Source organism: Pseudomonas sp. ADPe (assembly GCF_014843515.1).
Taxonomy (GTDB): Bacteria; Pseudomonadota; Gammaproteobacteria; order Pseudomonadales; family Pseudomonadaceae; genus Pseudomonas; species Pseudomonas citronellolis.
Genome location: NZ_CP062122.1, coordinates 6,390,114 through 6,409,300 on the forward strand (window position 1 = coordinate 6,390,114; position 19,187 = coordinate 6,409,300).

Below are 19,187 nucleotides of genomic sequence, written 5' to 3' on the forward strand. Positions count from 1 at the left end.
AAGATGCTCCGCGAGCCGTCGACCGGCCGGTCATGCCCATGCCTGTGGGCCCGGTCGTGAGCCCAGTCCCAGAACAAGCACAACAAGGGAACGCCATGAACCACCCGAGCTATACCCGTGGCCGCCAGGACAAGCCGCTGCTGGCCATGACCATAGGCGCTGCCTTCGACGACACCGCCAGCCGCTTCGCAGACCGCGAGGCGCTGGTGGTGCGGCACCAGAACCTACGCTACACCTGGGCCCAGCTGGCCGAGGTGGTGAACGCCACGGCCCGCGCCTTCCTCGCCCTGGGCCTGCGCCAGGGAGACCGCCTGGGCATCTGGGCGCCGAACTGCGCGCAGTGGTGCATCACCCAGTTCGCCAGCGCCAAGATCGGCGCCGTGCTGGTCAACATCAACCCGGCCTACCGCGCCAACGAGCTGGAGTACGCGCTGAAGCAGTCCGGCTGCCGCTGGCTGGTGTGCGCCGACGCCTTCAAGACCTCCGACTACCACGGCATGCTCGCCGAACTGCTGCCGGAGCTGCGCGACTGCCGCCCGGGCGAGCTGAACAGCGCGCGCCTGCCGGAGCTGAGCGGGGTGGTCAGCCTGGCCGCCCAGGCCCCGGCCGGGTTCCTCCGCTGGGACCAGCTGGAAGGCATAGGCGCCTCGGTATCTGCCGAGGAGCTGGCGCAGCGCCAGGCGCTGCTGCAGTTCGACGAGCCGATCAACATCCAGTACACCTCCGGCACCACCGGCTTCCCCAAGGGCGCCACCCTCAGCCACTACAACATCCTCAACAACGGCTACATGGTCGGCGAGAGCATCGGCCTCACCGAGCACGACCGCCTGGTGATCCCGGTGCCGCTGTACCACTGCTTCGGCATGGTGATGGGCAACCTCGGCTGCATGACCCACGGCGCCACCATGATCTACCCGGCGCCCAGCTTCGAGCCGGAAGCGACCCTCGCTGCCGTGGCCGAGGAACGCGCCACCGCGCTCTACGGCGTGCCCACCATGTTCATCGCCGAGCTGGACCACCCGCGCCGCGCCGAATTCGACCTGTCCAGCCTGCGCACCGGGATCATGGCCGGCGCCACCTGCCCGATCGAGGTGATGCGGCGGGTCATCAATGAAATGCACATGGCCGAGGTGCAGATCGCCTATGGCATGACCGAGACCAGCCCGGTGTCGCTGCAGACCGGCCCGGACGACGAGCTGGAAATCCGCGTGACCACCGTCGGCCGCACCCAGCCGCACCTGGAGAGCAAGATCATCGACGGCGACGGCCGCATCGTCCCGCGCGGCACCATCGGCGAGCTGTGCACCCGCGGCTACAGCGTGATGCTGGGCTACTGGAACAACCCCCAGGCCACGGCCGAGGCCATCAGCCCGGCGCGCTGGATGCTCACCGGCGACCTGGCGGTGATGGACGAGGCGGGCAACGTGCGCATCGTCGGGCGCAGCAAGGACATGATCATCCGCGGCGGCGAGAACATCTACCCGCGCGAGATCGAGGAATTCCTCTACACCCACCACGCCGTGGCCGACGCCCAGGTGATCGGCATTCCCGACGACAAGTACGGCGAGGAGCTGGTGGCCTGGGTCAAGTTCCACCCCGGCCACGGCGTCGACGAGGAGGAGCTGCGGGCCTTCTGCAAGGCGCGCATCGCCCACTTCAAGGTGCCGCGCTACTTCCGCTTCTGCGACGAGTTCCCGATGACGGTGACCGGCAAGATCCAGAAGTTCCGCATGCGCGAGATCAGCATCGAGGAACTGCGTGGCTGACGGACGCGAGGCGCCATGCCGGTAGAGAAGGGCACCATCTCCATCCGCCTGGTCAACGAGGCCCTGGCCGAACCCGTTCGCCAGGGCCTCGACGCGTCCGCGCTGCTGGCCGCGGCGGGCATCGCCGGCGAACTCGTCGGCAAGCCCTACGCGCGGGTGCCGATCCAGGCCTATTCGCGGCTCTGGCTGCGCCTGGCGAAGGCGCTGGACGACGAATTCTTCGCCATGAACCCGCGGCGGATGAAGTCCGGCAGCTTCAACTTCATGGCCCGCACGGCGATCCACGAAGCGACCCTGGAGGCTGCGCTGGAGCGTGCCCTGGCCTTCCTAGGCCTGGTCTTCGACGGCCTGCAGCCACGCCTGGTGAGCCAGGACGGGGTGGCCGCCATCCAGCTCGACGAGGGCGCGGCGCCGCCGCAGCGGGCCTTCTGCTACTTCACCCTGTACCTGATGGTCCACGGCCTGGCCTGCTGGCTGGTGGGCCGGCGCATCCACATCCTCGCCATCGACCTGCGCAGCCCGCAACCGGACTACATCGAGGACTACCGGGTGATGTTCAGCGACAACCTGCGCTTCGCCCGCCGGCAGACGCGCCTGCTGTTCAACGCCGAGGCCCTGGCCCTGCCGGTGCGCCGCGACGAACGCGAGCTGCGGCGCTTCCTGGTCGGCGCCCCGGCCAACATCCTGGTGCGCTACCGCGACCCGCAGAGCCTGGCGGCGCGCATCAAGGCCTACCTGCGCAGCCAGCGCTGCGAGCGCTGGCCGGACCTGGAGGCGCTGGGCAGCCACTTCTACATGGCGTCCTCGACGCTGCGCCGCAAGCTCGCCGCCGAAGGCCAGTCGTACCAGGCGCTGAAGGACCAGCTGCGCCGCGACCTGGCCATCGCCCGCCTGGACGCCGGCGAAGGCAACTTCGCCGAACTGGCCGAAGAACTCGGCTTCGCCGACACCAGCGCCTTCTACAAGGCCTTCCGCAAGTGGACCGGCTCCACCCCCGGCCAGTACCGCGCGCTGATGCAGCAGGAAAACGACTGGCCCGACGCCTCCAGAAATCCCCCGCCAGGCCGATAGCCTGGGGCACTCCCACGTTCCTAGGACCTCCGCCCATGTTCCTGACGCGCCTTTCGATCCAGTGGAAGATCACCCTGCTGGCCGGCCTCTGCCTGTTGTGCACCGTGGCCTTGCTGGTGGGCAGCTCGCTGCTGCGCATGAACCACAACCTGCAACTGGTGAAGACGGCCAATGCACAGATGCTCGAGGATGCGGCCCAGGCGCGCATGCAGGCGCGGGCCGAGCAGCAGGCGGAGACCATCCAGCGCTTCTTCACCGACGTCTACCACTTCGGCGACCAGTTCAGCCGCCAGGTCGCCCAGTTGCGCGCCCAGAGCGCGCGGCACGGCGTCGATGCGCAGGTGCTGCGCGAAGACCTGGTGAAGCTGGTGCACGACGGCCTGAAGTCCAACCCGACGCTGCTCAGCCTGTACGTGGTGTTCGAGCCCGAGGCCCTCGACGGCCAGGACGCCCGCTTCGCCGGCCAGGAAGCCCTGGGCAGCAACGAGAAGGGCCGCTTCGGCGCCTACTGGGCGCAGAAGGCCAGTGGCGACAGCAGCCTGGCGGTGACCGAGGCGATGATCGCCGACACCACCGCGATGCTCGACGGCACCCCGTTCAACACCTGGTACCAGTGCCCGAAGCAGAACCTGCGGCCCTGCGTGCTCAACCCGTACTTCGACGACGCTTCCGGCCAGCGCGTGCTGATGACCACCGTGGTGTTCCCGCTGATGGAGAACGGCAAGCTGCTGGCCGTGGTCGGCGCCGACATCAGCCTGAGCCGCCTGCAGCAACTGGCCCTGGACGGCGACCGCGCGCTCTACGACGGCCAGGGCGCCATCCGCATCCTCAGCCCGGCCGGGTTGCTGGCCGGCGACAGCCAGGACGCCAACCAGCTCGGCCAGCCGCTGGGCAAGTCGGTGGCCAACGCCGCCGAACTGCTCGCCGTGCAGGCCGCCGGCACGCCCAGGGCGCTGATGGGCGAGGACAAGCTGCAGGTGGTCGAGCCGCTGCAGGCCATCCCCGATTCGAAGAACTGGGGCGTGCTGCTGGAAGTGCCGCGCGCGGTGCTGCTGGAGCCGTCGCTGAAGCTGCAGGGCGAGCTGGATGCGCGCAACCTCGGCGGCGCGCTCTGGGAAACCGCCTTCGGCGTCGGCCTGGCGCTGGTGGTGCTGGTCCTGCTGTGGCTGACCGCTCGCGGCGTGACGCGCCCGATCCTCGGCGTGGCCGGCATGCTGCGCGACATCGCCAGCGGCGAGGGCGACCTGACCCAGCGCCTGAAATACCAGGGCCAGGACGAACTGGGCGAACTGGCCGGCTGGTTCAACCGCTTCCTCGACAAACTGCAGCCGATCATCCGCGACGTGAAGGCCTCGGTGCAGGACGCCCGCGCCACCGCCGACCAGTCCGCCGCGCTGTCGACCCAGACCAGCGCCGGCATGCAGCAGCAGTTCCGCGAGATCGAGCAGGTGGCCACCGCCTCCCAGGAAATGAGCGCCACCGCCCACGACGTGGCCAACAGCGCAGCCCAAGCCGCCGACGCCGCCCGCGGGGCCGACGGCGCCACCCGCGACGGCCTGGCGGTGATCGACCAGACCACCCGCGCCATCGACGAACTGGCCCGCGACATGAGCCAGGCCATGACCCAGGTCGAGGGCCTGGCCGCCAGCAGCGAGCAGATCGGCTCGGTGCTGGAGGTGATCCGCGCCATCGCCGAACAGACCAACCTGCTGGCCCTCAACGCCGCCATCGAAGCGGCCCGCGCCGGCGAGGCTGGCCGTGGCTTCGCGGTGGTGGCCGACGAAGTGCGCAACCTGGCCAAGCGCACCCAGGACTCGGTGGAGGAAATCCGCCAGGTGATCGAAGGCCTGCAGAACGGCACCCGCGAAGTGGTCACCGCCATGCACAGCAGCCACCAGCAGGCCCAGGGCAGCGTCAGCCAGGTGGAGCAGGCGGTCGCCGCGCTGCAGCGCATCGGCGAGGCGGTGGGGGTGATCAACGACATGAACCTGCAGATCGCCAGCGCCGCCGAGGAACAGAGCGCGGTGGCCGAGGAGATCAACCGCAACGTGGCGGGTATCCGCGACGTGACCGAATCGCTGTCCGGCCAGGCGCAGGAGTCGGCGCAGATCAGCCAGTCGCTGAACGACCTGGCGAATCACCAGCAGGGGTTGATGGGGCAATTCCGGGTGTGATCGGCGGGCTCCCATACACCCGTAGGATGGCGTTGAGCGAAGCGATACCCATCACTACGGCCGCATGGGTTTCGCAGGCTCAACCCATCCTACGAAGAGCGCCTCGGCGCAGGGACGAAGGGCGCATAACCGTTCGCGGCTATCCGCCGCTGGCCGGAAACACCAATGCCCCGGTCCACACCCGTAGGATGGCGTTGAGCGAAGCGATACCCATCACCGCGGCCGCATGGGTTTCGCAAGCTCAACCCATCCTACGAAGAGCGCCTCGGCGCAGGGACGAAGGGCGCATAACCGTTCGCGGTTATCCGCCGCTGGCCGGTACACCGATGCCCCGGTCCACACACCCGTAGGATGGCGTTGAGCGAAGCGATACCCATCACCGCGGCCGCATGGGTTTCGCAAGCTCAACCCATCCTACGAAGAGCGCCTAGGCGTAGGGACGTAGGGCGCATAACCGTTCGCGGTTATCCGCCGTTGGCCGGAAACACCAATGCCCCGGTCCACACCCGTAGGATGGCGTTGAGCGAAGCGATACCCATCACCGCGGCCGCATGGGTTTCGCAGGCTCAACCCATCCTACGAAAGCACCTCTGCGTCAGCCCTTGCTCACGCTGGCGGCGGTCTGGCCGAAGAGGATCTTCTTGCCTTCCTCGGTCACCGACGGCCGCGACGAATACGCCTGGCCCTTCTCGTAGGCGCGCACGGTTGCCGGCCGCGCCGCTATGCCTTCGAACCAGCGCTTGAGGTGGAGGAAATCGTCCAGGTCCTGCTGCTGGCGCTGCCACGGCACCACCCAGGGATAGCTGGCCATGTCGGCGATGCTGTAGTGCTCGCCGGCGAGATAGGGCACTTTCGCCAGGCGCTTGTCCATCACGCCGTACAGGCGGTTGGTCTCGTTGATGTAGCGCTGCATGGCGTAGGGCAGCTTTTCCGGCGCGTACTGCACGAAGTGGTGGTTCTGCCCGGCCATCGGGCCCAGGCCGCCGACCTGCCAGAACAGCCATTCCAGCACCGTCTTGCGCCCGCGCACGTCGGCCGGCATGAACTGGCCGGTCTTTTCCGCGAGGTAGACGAGGATGGCGCCGGACTCGAACACGCTGATCGGCTCGCCGCCGTCCGCCGGGGCGGTGTCGATGATGGCGGGCATGCGGTTGTTCGGCGAGAAGGCGAGGAACTCCGGCTTGAACTGGTCGCCGGCGCTGATATCGACGGGGTGGATGCGGTAGTCGAGCCCCGCCTCTTCGAGGAACAGGGTGATCTTGTGGCCGTTGGGGGTGGGCCAGTAGTACAGCTCGATCATGGGACCTCCTGAAATGGCGACGCCCCAGCACCATGCCGGGGCGTGCAACGCCCGCGCCCAGGAGAGCGGCGCGGGCTAAAAGCCAAGGCTATAGCTTTACTTGCGGTCGATCCAGACGGTCTGCGGGTTGAGGAACTCGCGCAGGCCGAAGTGCGACAGCTCGCGGCCGAAACCGCTCTTCTTCACGCCGCCGATCGGCACGCGCGGGTCGGAGGCGGAGAAGCCGTTGATGAACACGCCGCCGCTGACCAGGCGCCGCGCCATGTGCTGGGCCTTGGCCTTGTCGGCGCTCCAGATGGCGCCGGACAGGCCGAACTCGCTGTCGTTGGCCAGTTCCAGGGCGTGCTCGGCGTCGCGCGCGACTATCACCGAAGCCACCGGGCCGAAGATTTCCTTGGCGAAGGCGGTGTTGCCCGGCTTCACGTCGGCCAGCACGGTCGGCGCGTAGTAGTTGCCTTCGCCTTCCAGCTTGTGGCCGCCCAGCAGCAGGCGGGCGCCGTCGGCGATGGCCTGTTGCACCTGGCCGTGCAGCTCGTCGCGCAGGTCGAAGCGGGCCATGGGGCCGACGAAGGTGTCGTCCGCCAGCGGGTCGCCGATCTTCAGCGCCTTGACCGCGGCCAGCAGCTTCTCGGTGAAGGCCGGGGCGATGGATTCTTCGACGATCATGCGCTTGGCGGCGATGCACACCTGGCCGCAGTTGCCGAAGCGGCTGGCCACGGCGGCCTTCACGGCGGCGTCCAGGTCGGCGTCGGCCAGCACGATGAAGGCGTCGGAACCGCCCAGCTCCAGTACGCACTTCTTCAGCGCGGCGCCGGCCTGGGAGGCGATGGCCGCGCCGGCGCCCACGCTGCCGGTCACGGCGATGGAGGCGATGCGCTCATCGGCGATGGCCTTGGAAACCAGCGGCGGCTCCACGTTCAGCACCTCGAACACGCCCTCGGGCAGGCCGGCCTGCAGCCAGGCATCGCGCAACTGGTAGGCGCAGCCCATGACGTTCGGCGCGTGCTTGAGCACGTAGGTGTTGCCGCCGAGGATGATGCTCACCGCGCCACGCATGACCTGCCAGGTGGGGAAGTTCCACGGCATCACGGCCAGCACCGGGCCCAGCGGCAGGTAGGAGATGTACGCGCCTTCGATGCTGGTCTTCTCGTCTTCCAGCATGGCCGGGCCGTGTTCGGCGTACCAGTCGCAGAGGTTGGCGCACTTGTTGATCTCGCCGCGCGCCTGGGTGACCGGCATGCCCATTTCCCGGGCTTCCATGCGGGCCATGGGCTCGACGTTGGCGCGCAGCACCTCGGCCATCCTGCGCAGCACGGCGACGCGCTCGGCCACCGGGGTTTCGCGCCACTGGCGGAAGGCGACGTCGCTGCGGGCCAGGGTGCTTTCCAGCTGGGCGGCGTCCTCGAAGGGGTAGCGGGCCAGTTCCTGGCCGGTGGCGGGGCTGCGCGAGATGGCAGCGGGGATGGCGGCGATCTGGTTCATGGAAGGTCCTTGCACGGCAGGTGGGGCTGGCCGCCGTCGGTCGGCGGCGTCGGTTGTCCGGCCGGCGTCACTGGCGCCGGCATGGGGAAGAAAGTAAGGTGGCGCTTCATTCATGACAAATGAATAATTCAGAAAGGATCATTCTCTCGGAGAGAAACGTGGACCTGACCCAACTGGAGTTCTTCCGCGCCGTCGCCCAGGACGGCAGCATCACCGCCGCCGCGGGCCGCCTGCACCGCGTGCCGTCGAACCTGACCACGCGCATCAAGCAGCTGGAAAGCGAGCTGGGCGCCGAGCTGTTCATCCGCGAGAAGTCGCGCCTGCGCCTGTCGCCCACCGGGCGCAGCTTCCTCGACTACGCCGAGCGCATCCTTGACCTGGTGGAAGAGGCCCGCCAGGTGGCCAGCGGCGCCGAACCCCACGGCAGCTTCTCCCTGGGCTCGATGGAAAGCACCGCGGCGGTGCGCATCCCCGAGCTGCTGGCGCGCTACCACCAGCGCTTCCCCAAGGTGCAGCTGGACCTCTCCACCGGCCCGTCGGGCGAGATGATCGACGGCGTGCTCTCCGGGCGTTTCATCGCCGCCTTCGCCGACGGCCCGGCCAACCACCCGCAGCTGGACGGCCGTCCGGTGTTCCAGGAGGAACTGGTGCTGATGAGCGCCCAGGGCCACCCGCCGGTGCGCGACGCCCGCGACGTGGCGGGGGAGACGGTATTCGCCTTCCGCGACACCTGCTCCTACCGCAAGCGCCTGGAAGGCTGGTTCGCCGAGCAGCGCGTGGTGCCGGGCAAGATCATGGAGATGGAGTCCTACCACGGCATGCTGGCCTGCATCGCCGCCGGCGGCGGGGTGGCGATCATCCCCAAGGCGATGTTCGACAGCCTGGCCGGCGGGCGCAACGTGACCATCCACCACCTGGCCCCCAGCCACGCTGAAGCCACTACCTGGCTGTTCTGGCGCCGCGGCACCGACACCCCGGCATTGCGCGCCTTCATCGGCCTGCTGGAGCCGGAGCAGCGGGAGGCGGCGTAAGGCGTATAACCGCGAACGGTTATACGCCCTACGGTGCTGTTAGGGATCAGGATGACTCTGAACTCCCCGGCCCCTCAGGACAGCCCCCTCTCCCGCTTGCGGGAGAGGGTTGGGGAGAGGGCGCTCTTCGTCATCAATGCGCCGCAGCCTTCACCGTCCTTGGCGGCGCATGCTCGGCCTGTTCGTGCTCCTCGTCGATCACCGGCACCTCGTTGCCGTCCTTGTCGTGCAGCCTGCCGTTGAGGAAGTAGTCGCCCTCGTTCAGCGCGGCGATGTCGCGGTAGCGCAGGGTGCGTTCCTCGGCGGCGACGAACACCGACTGCTGGTCCGAGTTGCCGGTCTTGAAGTGGTTGAACAGCAGGTTCAGGGCGATGGCCATGATGGCCGAGGAGCTGATGCCGGAGTGGAAGATGGTTTCCACCCAGCCGGGGAAGTTGTGGTAGAAGTTCGGCGCCGCGATCGGCAGCATGCCGAAGCCCAGGGCGGTGGCGACTATCACCAGGTTCATGTTGTTGTGGTAGTCCACCTTCGACAGGGTGCGGATGCCGCTGGCCGCCACGGTGCCGAACAGCACCAGGCCGGCGCCGCCGAGCACCGCCGGGGGCACCGCGGCCACCACCCGGCCGACCACCGGCAGCAGGCCGAGGGTCACCAGGATCAGCCCGCCGGTGGCCACCACGTAGCGGCTCTTCACGCCGGTCACCGCCACCAGGCCGACGTTCTGGGCGAAGGCGCTCTGGGTGAAGGAGCCGAAGATCGGCGCCAGGATGCTCGACAGCATGTCGGCGCGCAGGCCGTTGCCCAGGCGCTTGGAGTCCACCTTGGTGCCGATGATCTCGCCCACGGCGAGGATGTCCGCCGAGGTTTCCACCAGGGTCACCAGGATCACGATGCTCATGGAGATGATCGCCGCCAGGTGGAAGGTCGGCATGCCGAAGTGGAAGATCTCCGGCATGGCCAGCATCGGGCCTTCGGCGACCTTGGAGAAGTCGGTCATGCCCAGGGCGTAGGCGATGCCGGTGCCGATCACCATGGCCAGCAGGATCGACAGGCGCGAGATGGCGGCGCTGCCCAGCTTGCTCAGCAACAGCACGATGACCAGTGTCACCGCGGCCAGGCCGATGTTCGCCGTGCTGCCGAATTCCGCCGCCTTGGGGTTGCCGCCCATGGCCCAGCGCGCGGCCACCGGCATCAGCGTCAGGCCGATGGTGGTGATGACCACGCCGGTGACCAGCGGCGGGAAGAACTTGGTGATGCGCGAGAACACCGGGGTGATCAGCAGGCCGATGGCCGAGGCCGCCATTACCGCCCCCAGCACCGCGGGGATGCCGCCGCCCTCGTAGCCGGTGGTGAGGATGGCGAGCATGGTCGCCACCCCGGCGAAGGACACGCCCTGCACCAGCGGCAGCTGGCTGCCGAAGAAGGGCAGGCCGAGGGTCTGCAGCAGCGTGGCCAGGCCGCCGGCGAATAGCGACGCGGCGATCAGGGTGCCGATCTCGGCGGGCGACAGGCCGGCGGCCTGGCCGAGGATCAGCGGCACGGCGACGATGCCGCCATACATGGTCAGAACGTGTTGCAGGCCGTACGCCAGGTTGGCGCCGACACCGAGGTTCTCGTCTTCCGGGCGGGTGCTGGAGGACGCTACAGCTGAACGGTCATTCATGGCTGGAGGACTCGCTTGTTTTTGTTGTGCCGAGCACTGTAAACACGGTTGTTCCTGTTTGGCTACTACCTTGTATACAAAATCTTGTTCGACAATCTGAACTATCTGATTCGAAAGAGAAAATAATCTTTCGAGAAATGCGCAAGCGACCGCCTGCACGCCGTCCGGAGCGAAGCAAGAACCTGGCCAGGTCGTCAGGAATTTTGGATACAGGGGCGCCGTAGGTCGGCACGGCCCGGGTGGCGCGAGGGCATGGCCATTGCGTCGGCCATGGAGCCAGGTGGCGAGAGGGAAGAAGTGCACGGAAGTCGGGCGCCGCGGCCTCAAGATGGTGCCGCCTACGCCCGGCTTCACGGAATGCGGGCGCGCAAATGAAAAACGCCGCGACGGGGAACCGTTCGCGGCGTTTTCGCAGGGGCGAGGAGGGGCTTCAGATCATGAAGCGCAGGATGTCCGCCCGGTTCATCTCGGTGCGGCCTTCCTCGTACCAGCGCGGGATGACGTCCTTCAGGCCTTCCTTGGTGTCGTCCAGGTTGAACGGCGCCGGGTAGCGCTTCTTGCGGTAGGAATAGATGTAGTAGGTGCCGTCGCGGTAGAGGATGCGGTCGAAGGTGTAGAAGCCGATGTGCGAGCCGTTGCAGCGCGCGGTCAGCACCACGTCGCCTTCCTCGTAGGGCAGGGCGCCCTCGGCGCATTCGTAGGTGAAGAACTCGCGCACGTCGTCCCAGTCCACGCCGCTGCTGGCGCGCAGGAAGCCCTCGGCGGTGGTCTCGGAGTCCTCGGAGTGGTCGCTGTACCAGATGAACAGCGGGATGCTCTGGTTGGACTCCTCGCCCAGCCAGCTCTCGCCGTCCAGGTACTGCGCGGTGCGCGCCAGGCCCGCCTGCATGCGGCGGTGGTTCCAGCGGTAGGTTTCCAGCGCCTCGTCGAAGGCCTCGGTCTGGGTGCTGGGCAGCACGCCCTCGGTGGCCTTGAGTTGTTCGACGCGGGCCAGGTGCTGCTGGTAGAGCGCGGCGTCCTGGATGACCACGGCGTTGTCGCGGGACAGGCCGACGCCCAGTTCGGTGAAGTTGGCGCTGCCGAGGATGACCACGTCCGGCTCGATCAGGTAGAGCTTCCAGTGGATGCTCTTCTGGTAGCGGAAGTCGACGGACAGGGCCAGGTCGTCGCCGCCTTCGCCGATGCAGTACTCGATGAAGTCCGGCGAGGTGAAGGAGTTGATGGTCCCGACCACTATGTCCAGACGGTTGCCGTTGGCGCGCAGGCTTTCCACCAGGGGTTCGGTGCCGGCGGCGAAGGCGGTGACGACCGTGATCTTCTTGTCGCGCTGTTGGCCGAGGTAGCCCGCGAGGTCGTTCCGATTATCGAGGATCTGCATAGGTTCTCCAGCAGCATGGGTTCCGCAAAATGTAGGCATTGTCGCACGCCGGTGGGGGAGGTTTCACGCTTGGTACGCAAAGGTCGGTGCTAGAGCCGGGGGCCTTGGTTTTCTTGCTTGCGAACCGTGCTCGCCGGCGATCATGGTATTTCCGGTTGACTCCGCACCCTCTCCCCAGCCCTCTCCCTGAAGGGAGAGGGGGCTAGTCCGTGCCGAGAGAAGGAATGGCTTCAACCTGAAACCACCGGCGTGCCCAGCTAACTCAGGAGCATTCGCACACACCGAACGGTCCCCTCTCCCTTCAGGGAGAGGGTTAGGGAGAGGGTTAGGGAGAGGGAAAGGAGCTGAAGTCGGCGCCGAAGCAACCAGCAAGCACCGTTCGCGAAAAGCCGACCCAAAAAAAAGCCCGCCATACGGCGGGCCGAAGCGGAACCAAAGAAGTCTTTCAGTCGCCCATGCCATCCTCGATGGCGATGCCCTGCTTGCGCATCTCGGCGATCAGCTGGGCGCGGGTTCCCGGCAGGTTGAGCATGGTTTCGTGGCGAATCCCCGCCACTTCCTCCGCGCTGTACGGCTGGTAGCTGGCCGGCATGCTGTTGCCGGCCATGCCGTCCCTGCGCAGCAGCCAGTTGAGCATGTCCGCCAGTTGCGCATCGTTGAGCGCCGACATCGACATGCCCGGCACCCGCACCAGGAACTGGCGGCCGCCCTCGACCTTGAGGAAGTTGCCGACGAAGCCGAGCATCCTCGGCACGTCGTTGGCCTTGGAGCCGGCGCCGTCGGACAGGTGGCAGCCCGCGCACTGCAACTGGTAGTTGGTGGCGTTGCTGTAGCCGGCCTCGGCGATCGGCGTCTGCGGCGCCTCGTTGCCCGGCGCGTGTTTCTGGTGCGGGTCGGGGATGCTGCGGGCCTGGGCCGCCGAGGCGGCCAGCAGGCACAGCAGCGCGAGGGTCGGCAGCGAGCGCTTCATCTGCCTTATACCGCGACGCCGCGGATGACCGAGACGGTGCAGTGGTAGATGTGCGACTTGGCCGCCAGGCACCAGTTCACGTCGTTGTTGTTGAACGGACGGTAGGCCGGCTCCTCGCTGTCGTTGCGGGTGCAGGCGCACTGGTTGCAGCTGTGCTTACCGCAGCAGTCGTTATAGGAAATGATGTAGTTCTTGCCGTCGGCCGGGTTGTGGCAGGTGCCCACCCAGGCCACCTGCGACACCTCGGTGCCCGGCGGGCAGCTGGACACGCTGCCGCCGCAGCAGGAGCAGAGGAAGCCGTCGATGGAGCAGTAGCGCCAGTAGTCGCAGCTGTTGGGGTCGCCCGGGTCGCCGGCCATCGGCTTGTCGGCGGCCAGGGCCTTGCCGGTGCGGTCGATGGGCAGCAGCACCGGCAGGGCGGCGCCGGCCACCAGCAGCGAACCCATGCGCGAGAGCAGCTTGCGCCGCGAAGTGGTGTCGGCGATGCGACGGGAGGAGCGCTCGAAGAGCTGGTCGAGGAATTTCATCGGTTATCCCTTTTTATTGTTCAGTGGGCGCTGTGCGAGTGCGCGTGGCCAGGCTCGTGGCTGTGAACCTGAGGCTGCTGGGCCTGCAGGTACTGCTACAGGGTGGCGCTGCCCAGGTGCTCGGCCTCGAACAGGCTGTCCAGGTGCTCGCGGGAGTTGACCAGGCCCTTGGCGCGGAGGATGCCGTTCTGGTCGATCAGCGCCGCGTAGGGCAGCTTGCCGATCTGGTAGGTCATGCCCACTTCCGGGCCGACCACGTAGGTGGCGCCTTCGAGCTTGTGCTCGGCGATCAGCGCCTGCTGCGCGGCCGGCTCGCCGTCGCTGACGAAGACCACGTCCAGGCGCTGCGCCTGTTCCTTGGCGATGGACTTGATCGCCGGCAGCAGCGACTTGCAGATCGGGCAGGTGGGCGAGAGGAAGAACAGCAGCTGGGCCTTCTCGCCGGCGTAGCCGAAGTTCACCGGGCGGCCATGGCGGTCGGCGGCGGTGACCTGCGGGGCCGGTTCATTCACGGCGACGCCCTTGTCGACCATCAGCGCGCCGGCCGGGGCGATGCGCCCGTGCAGCACGCCGATCTGGCGCACCAGGCCCATGACGACGAATGCCAGTGCCAGCAGCAGGCACCAGAGCAGGATGTTGGAAACGATCATGGCTTCCATGGTTCACCTTCCAATGAGTTTGAGCAGACGGGGGCCGTTGGCCAGCAGGCCGTCGGCGGAGACGTAGAGGAGCAGGGCGACGGCGCTGGCGGCCAGCGTCACGAAGCCGTCGAACAGGCCCAGCTCGCGGGCCTGCGGCTGCAGGCTGGCGAGCAGGGCCAGGGCGATGAGCACGGCGTTGCGCGCCAGCAGCACCGGGCGCAGCGGCTGGGCCTGGTCGGGCCCGGCGCAGCCGCAGTCGATGTCGCGGCGGCCGCGCCACAGGTTGACGCCGATGGCCGCGGCATACAGCGCCAGCAGCGCGGCTGCGGCCAGGGCCGCCAGCGAGCGGCTGGCCGGCACCAGCAGGGCGAAGGCGACGGCGCCTTCCAGCAGCGGCAACACGCGGGCGGCGGGCTTGAGCAGGGCCTGCGGCAGCAGCTGGTAGTCCTCCAGCTGCCGCGCGAAGCGCCCCGGCGCGCGCCACTTGTGGCTGGCGGCGCTGGCCAGGATCACCGCCACCGAGACGGCGCCGGCGATCACGTAGATGGGATCGGCTTGCATGGTCGTGCCTCTGTCAGTGGGTCAGGACCTGGGTGGCGGTCTTGGCGATCTTTTCCACGGTGCCGGTGTGCTTGCCGGCCTTCAGGTCGAAGATCTCCAGGCCGCCCTCGACGTTGGCGCCGTACAGCAGCGGGGCGTCGTCGCTGGTGGCGGTCATGCTCCAGACCGGGGCCGGGGCGCTGAGGGTGCCGATCTTCTTCTGCGTCTTCAGATCGTAGACCCAGATGTCGGTGCTCGGGTCTTCCCACTTCATCGGCTCGTGCTGGTCGTGCATCAGCACGTACAGGCGGTTCAGCTTCGGCGCCAGGGCCAGTTCCTGCCAGCCGCCGGGGGCCCAGCCGGCCTTGCGCTCGGCGTCGGTGACCAGCGACCAGGTCGGCAGCACCTTGGGCTGCTTGCCGGAAAAGTCGATGGCGTGGATGACGCCTTCGGTGGTGGTGAAGTAGTAGGTCTCGCCATTGTTGATGGCGCGCTCCACCAGCTTCTCCTTATTCGGGTCGAAGAACGGCGTGCGGCTGCGGGCGGTTTCCTTGCCGTCCTCGCCGAGGGTCACCAGCTGCACGCTGCCGTCACCGCACAGCGAGGCGAAGGCGCGCTTGCCCACCGGGTAGTTGAGCACGCAGCCGGGGATGGCGATCTCGGCGGTCACCGCCTTGGCCTGGGTGTCGACCACGGTCACCGAGGTGGACGGGGTGAAGTTGTAGACGTAGGCGAAGCGGTCGTCGCCGCTGACCGCCAGGCCGTAGCGCTGGGTCAGGGATTCGGAACGCTTGCTGGGGATCACCACTTCCCAGGAGGGGGACAGGGTGGAGGTGTCCCAGGCGGTCAGCACGTCGGTGCGGGTGCCGCGGGTGCCGCGCGAGTAGTACAGGTCGGCGGTGTACAGGGTGCGCTGGTCGTGGCTGAGGGTCGAGGGCGCGGCGAAGCCGGTGCTGACCATGCCGAGCATCTTCTTCTGCGCCGGGTCCACCACGGTCACGCGGCCGGTCACGAAGCTGTCGAACTCCACGTCGACGACGTAGGCGCGGTGCGGGTCCGGCGGGAACGGCAGGGTCGTCTGGCCGACGGTCTCCGGCGGCAGGTCGGCGAATGCGCCGCCGACGGCGGCCAGCGAGACGCCTAGCGCCAGCGTGGTACGAGCAAGGATCCTGGTTATTCGCATGGGGGGGTGGCTCCCTCGATTTTATTGGATGGTCGGACCGCGGACCGGTGTGGGCAGAAGACTGCAGCCCTAGTCTGCCCGGCGTTGCCCGCTGCTGCCTTGTTCTGCGTGCCAAGCCCTTGTCTGTCCCTGACAGGGCTTGTGCCGGCGTGCCAGGGCAAGCATCGGCGGGGTTTGCGCGGCGCGCCCTACCGTTGGTCGGCGGGCTTCACGCAGGGCAGGGCGATGCAGAACATGGCGCCATGGGGCTCGACGTTCTGCGCCCAGATGTCGCCGCGGTGGCGCGAGACGATGTTGCGGCACAGCGCAAGGCCAATACCGTTGCCGCTGACCTTGGAACTGAAGAAGCCGTCGAACAGCCGCTCCCGCGCGCCGGCGTCGATGCCGCGGCCGCGGTCCTCGACGCAGAGCAGGGCGCTGTCGCCCTCGCGGCGGGTGTGGATGCGCAGCCGGCGGCGCTCTGCGGGCAGCTCGGCCATCTCCTCGATGGCGTTGAAGGCCAGGTTGAGGATCACCTGGCCGATCAGCACCTTCTCGCAGCTCACCGGCAGCGCCTCGGCGCAGGGCGCCAGCTCCAGGCGCACACCGGCCGGCTGGCCCTTGAGGTCGATGAAATAGCGGGCGTCGGCCAGCAGCTCGTTGAGGTCGACGCACTGCTCGGCCTGCTCCAGGCGCACCACGTACTCGCGCACGCTCTTGATGATCTCCGAGGCGTGCTCGATCTGGCGCACCGCGCTGTCCAGGCCCCAGGCCACGTTCGGTTCGACCTCGCCCTGCTGGCCGAGGCGGATCACCGAGCCCTCGATGAAGTTGCGCGTGGCCGCCAGCGGCTGGCTCAGCTCGTGGGCGATGGCCACGGCCATCTCGCCCATGGCGTTGTAGCGCGCCAGGTATTCCAGCTTCTGCTCGCTCTGCCGGCGGGCCTCCTCGGCGCGCACCTGCTCGCTGACGTCGCGGAACAGCAGCAGGTGGCCCTTGAGGTCATCCTCGATCTCGATGTAGCGGCAGGTGGCGTGGTGCCAGCGCCAGTCGCCGTCGCAACGGCGCAGGTGGTAGCCGACGCTGTAGGGCTCGCGGCTGGGCGGCGTGCGCGAAAGGTGCTGGAGCAGGCGCTGGCGGGACTTCTCGTCGCAGGCGTCGAGGAAGTTGCGCCCCAGGTGGCGGCGGTCCGCGGCGCCCAGCAGGGCCAGGGCGGAATCGCTGATGAAGCGGATGTCGCCGTCGGGGCCGAGCACCGCCACGCCCTCGGCCAGGTCCTGCATGAAGGCCTTGAGGCGGCTCTCGGTGCGCTTCAGCTCGCGCTTGACCTTGTCTTCCTTGGAGATGTCGCGGAACTGCACCATCAGCACGTCGCGCTCGACCAGGTGGACCAGGGTGGCGGTCGCCTCGGAAAGGATGTCCACGCCCTGCTTGGAGCGGTAGCACCACTCGATGGCGCGCTGCCCGGTGCGCGCCGCGCCCTCCAGCCAGCGCAGGCCGATGGAACGGCGGTACTTGGGCGCCGGGTTGGTCATGTCCGGGGCCTTCAGCGGCACCAGTTCCTCCAGGCTGAAGCCCAGGGCCTGCAGCGCGGCGCTGTTGGCCCAGAGAATCTCCTTGGTCTGCGCGTCGTGCAGCAGGATGCACAGCGGCATGGCCTCGATGAGCGCGTGGAAGTCGGTTTCGGCAGGCTGGAACATGGCGGGCAACTCTTGGCGATGCGCGTTCCCGGACGCGGGGCACGGCTTTTATAGCGCGCAGCCTAGCGCGTCGGCGCTAGGAAACAACCCGGCGGGCACTAGGGGATTCCTTTAGCGCGCGGGCGGCACGCCCCAATAGAGGCGCGCTCGGCACGCTCCCTACACTGGGCCCCATCGACGGCCGCCGGCTCCCACCGGACGGCCGGCCCACAAGAACACAGGGAGACGCCCATGCCGCGTTCAGCCGCCGCCGCCACAGATTCGCCCCTCGCCAGCCGTGCCAGCCTGTTCGAGCAGGTGCTCAACGAGGTCCGCCAGCGCCGCGACGAGTTCGATGCCCGCTCCCACGTGCCGCGCGACATGATCGAGCGCTTCATCGAGGCCGGCATCTACCGCTCCGCCACCCCGCGCTGCTTCGGCGGCGACGCGCTGCCGCCGGCCGAGTTCCTGCGCCTGGTCGAGCGCATCGCCGAGGCCGACGGCTCCGCCGGCTGGGTGGCCAGCTTCGGCAGCGCCAGCACCTACCTCACCGCGCTGCCGCGCGAGACCCTGGCCGAGCTGTACGCCGAGGGCCCGGACCTGGTGTTCGCCGGCGGCCTGTTCCCGATCCAGCCGGCCGAGCAGGTGGAAGGCGGCTGGCGTGTCAGCGGCACCTGGAAGTTCGCCAGCGGCTGCAAGGGCGCCGACGTGCTCGGCGTCGGCATCGGCCTCGGCGGCCCCGGCGGCAAGCCGCGCACCGCGCTGCTGCGGGCCCGTGACGTGGAGATCGTCGAGAACTGGGAAGTGGTCGGCCTGAAGGGCACCGGCAGCCACGACCTGCGCCTGGACAAGGTCTTCGTGCCCGACGCCTGGACCTTCATCCGCGGCGGCCAGAGCAGCATCGACGAGCCGCTGTACCGCTACCCGACCATCGCCTACGCCGCCCAGGTGCTGGCGGTGGTCAACCTCGGCCTGGCCCGCGCCGCCCTCGACGAGATCGCCCGCATGGCCTCCGGCAGCGGCGTGACCGGCGCGCCCAGACTGGCCGACCGCGCCTACGTGCGCATCGAGCTGGGCAAGGCCGAGGCGCAACTGCACGCCGCGCGCGGCTTCTTCTACGACGCCACCGGGCAGGTCTGGGAATCGATCCTCGCCGGCAATGCCGTGACGCCCGAGCAGGTCAGCCTGTTGCGCCTGTCCGCCGTGCACGTGTCCCGCGCCGGCGCCGAGGTGGTACAGCGCGCCTACGCCCTGGCCGGCACCACCGCCATCTACCTGCGCCACCCGCTGCAGCGCTACCTGCGCGACGCCATGGTGGTGACCCAGCACGCCTTCCTCAGCGACGGCATGTACGACGGCGCAGGCTCCGTGCTGCTCGATGTGCCGCCGTTCCCCGGCTACCTCTGATCGACCACAAGGACAAGAAACCATGACCCGACCCACCGCCGAACCCATGCGCGTGCTGTTCTGCATCGGCATCACGCAGAACTTCTTCGACCTGCCCACCGGCGAAGGCATCAGCGTCTGGAAGGGCTTCAGCCAGATGCTGGGCGAACTGGGCGCGCTGCCCGGCATGAACGTGCTCGGCGTGCTCGACGACGACCGCCTGATGGTCGGCGCCTCCAACACCGCGCCCTGGACCGTCTACATCATGGCCGACGTTGACTGCCACCAGACCGTGGTCGACGCCTGCAACCTATTCCGCACCGTGCAGGTCGGCCAGTACAGCCTGTGGAAGTACGCCCGGATCGAGGCCCGCGTCGGCCGCCCGCTGAGCATCCCCGAAGCGGCGCGGAGCTGAGC

At 68.3% G+C, this 19,187-nt stretch carries 15 protein-coding genes and 2 pseudogenes; 7 read left to right on the forward strand and 10 right to left on the reverse strand.

Features of this window, described 5'->3' with window-relative positions; genetic code table 11:
• Positions 1-95: 95 nt before the first annotated feature.
• The 4 genes and pseudogenes from IG194_RS28910 to IG194_RS33400 all read left to right on the forward strand — a co-directional run bounded on the left by IG194_RS28910 (position 96) and on the right by IG194_RS33400 (position 5,011).
• Positions 96-1,766: an AMP-binding protein gene (locus IG194_RS28910; RefSeq protein WP_058489536.1), complete on the forward strand. Its 1,671-nt coding sequence runs from the start codon at positions 96-98 to the stop codon at positions 1,764-1,766.
• 15 nt (positions 1,767-1,781) lie between these two features.
• Positions 1,782-2,837, forward strand: a complete 1,056-nt coding sequence (locus IG194_RS28915) for an AraC family transcriptional regulator (RefSeq protein ID WP_058489537.1) — start codon at positions 1,782-1,784, stop codon at positions 2,835-2,837.
• 206 nt (positions 2,838-3,043) lie between these two features.
• Positions 3,044-4,153: pseudogene (locus IG194_RS33395) on the forward strand (HAMP domain-containing protein); the annotation flags it as partial.
• Positions 4,154-4,255: 102 nt separating this feature from the next.
• A complete protein-coding gene (locus IG194_RS33400; RefSeq protein ID WP_370311555.1) occupies positions 4,256-5,011 on the forward strand; it encodes a methyl-accepting chemotaxis protein in 756 nt (251 codons plus the stop codon).
• A 595-nt stretch (positions 5,012-5,606) separates the two neighbouring features.
• Here IG194_RS33400 and IG194_RS28925 read toward each other — a convergent pair.
• Both IG194_RS28925 and IG194_RS28930 read right to left on the reverse strand, forming a co-directional pair.
• Positions 5,607-6,311 (reverse strand): glutathione binding-like protein, encoded by a 705-nt coding sequence (locus IG194_RS28925; RefSeq protein WP_058489538.1) that lies wholly within the window; start codon positions 6,309-6,311, stop codon positions 5,607-5,609.
• A gap of 96 nt (positions 6,312-6,407) precedes the next feature.
• Complete coding sequence (locus IG194_RS28930) at positions 6,408-7,793, reverse strand: NAD-dependent succinate-semialdehyde dehydrogenase (RefSeq protein WP_058489539.1); 1,386 nt, start codon at positions 7,791-7,793, stop codon at positions 6,408-6,410.
• Between the two features lie 158 nt (positions 7,794-7,951).
• Between IG194_RS28930 and ptrR the strand changes: the two genes are divergently transcribed.
• Entirely contained in the window at positions 7,952-8,824 is an 873-nt protein-coding gene (ptrR, locus tag IG194_RS28935) for a putrescine utilization regulator PtrR (RefSeq protein WP_009622223.1), read from the forward strand.
• A gap of 133 nt (positions 8,825-8,957) precedes the next feature.
• On the opposite strand, the gene IG194_RS28940 is transcribed toward ptrR, so the two are convergent.
• The 8 genes and pseudogenes from IG194_RS28940 to IG194_RS28975 all read right to left on the reverse strand — a co-directional run bounded on the left by IG194_RS28940 (position 8,958) and on the right by IG194_RS28975 (position 17,405).
• Positions 8,958-10,487: a nucleobase:cation symporter-2 family protein gene (locus IG194_RS28940; protein WP_058489540.1), complete on the reverse strand. Its 1,530-nt coding sequence runs from the start codon at positions 10,485-10,487 to the stop codon at positions 8,958-8,960.
• A 430-nt stretch (positions 10,488-10,917) separates the two neighbouring features.
• Positions 10,918-11,865, reverse strand: coding sequence for a phospholipase D family protein (locus IG194_RS28945; RefSeq protein ID WP_043272659.1), 948 nt, complete (start codon positions 11,863-11,865; stop codon positions 10,918-10,920).
• A 445-nt stretch (positions 11,866-12,310) separates the two neighbouring features.
• Positions 12,311-12,835 (reverse strand): hypothetical protein, encoded by a 525-nt coding sequence (locus IG194_RS28950; protein WP_058489541.1) that lies wholly within the window; start codon positions 12,833-12,835, stop codon positions 12,311-12,313.
• 5 nt (positions 12,836-12,840) lie between these two features.
• Positions 12,841-13,362, reverse strand: coding sequence for a methylamine dehydrogenase light chain (locus tag IG194_RS28955; RefSeq protein ID WP_009622218.1), 522 nt, complete (start codon positions 13,360-13,362; stop codon positions 12,841-12,843).
• Between the two features lie 98 nt (positions 13,363-13,460).
• Positions 13,461-14,021: pseudogene (gene mauD / locus IG194_RS28960) on the reverse strand (methylamine dehydrogenase accessory protein MauD); the annotation flags it as partial.
• 3 nt (positions 14,022-14,024) lie between these two features.
• The gene (locus tag IG194_RS28965) at positions 14,025-14,564 is read right to left on the reverse strand and encodes a MauE/DoxX family redox-associated membrane protein (protein ID WP_009622216.1); all 540 of its coding nucleotides are present in this window, start codon (positions 14,562-14,564) and stop codon (positions 14,025-14,027) included.
• A 13-nt stretch (positions 14,565-14,577) separates the two neighbouring features.
• Positions 14,578-15,726 carry an amine dehydrogenase large subunit gene (locus IG194_RS28970; protein WP_058489543.1) on the reverse strand — a complete coding sequence of 383 codons (1,149 nt, stop codon included), beginning with the start codon at positions 15,724-15,726 and terminating at the stop codon, positions 14,578-14,580.
• A gap of 188 nt (positions 15,727-15,914) precedes the next feature.
• Positions 15,915-17,405, reverse strand: a complete 1,491-nt coding sequence (locus tag IG194_RS28975) for a sensor histidine kinase (protein WP_058489544.1) — start codon at positions 17,403-17,405, stop codon at positions 15,915-15,917.
• Positions 17,406-17,636: 231 nt separating this feature from the next.
• On the opposite strand from IG194_RS28975, the gene IG194_RS28980 reads away from it, so the two are divergent.
• Positions 17,637-18,791, forward strand: coding sequence for an acyl-CoA dehydrogenase family protein (locus IG194_RS28980; RefSeq protein WP_058489545.1), 1,155 nt, complete (start codon positions 17,637-17,639; stop codon positions 18,789-18,791).
• A gap of 22 nt (positions 18,792-18,813) precedes the next feature.
• Complete coding sequence (locus tag IG194_RS28985; RefSeq protein WP_009622212.1) at positions 18,814-19,185, forward strand: hypothetical protein; 372 nt, start codon at positions 18,814-18,816, stop codon at positions 19,183-19,185.
• Positions 19,186-19,187 lie beyond the last annotated feature (2 nt).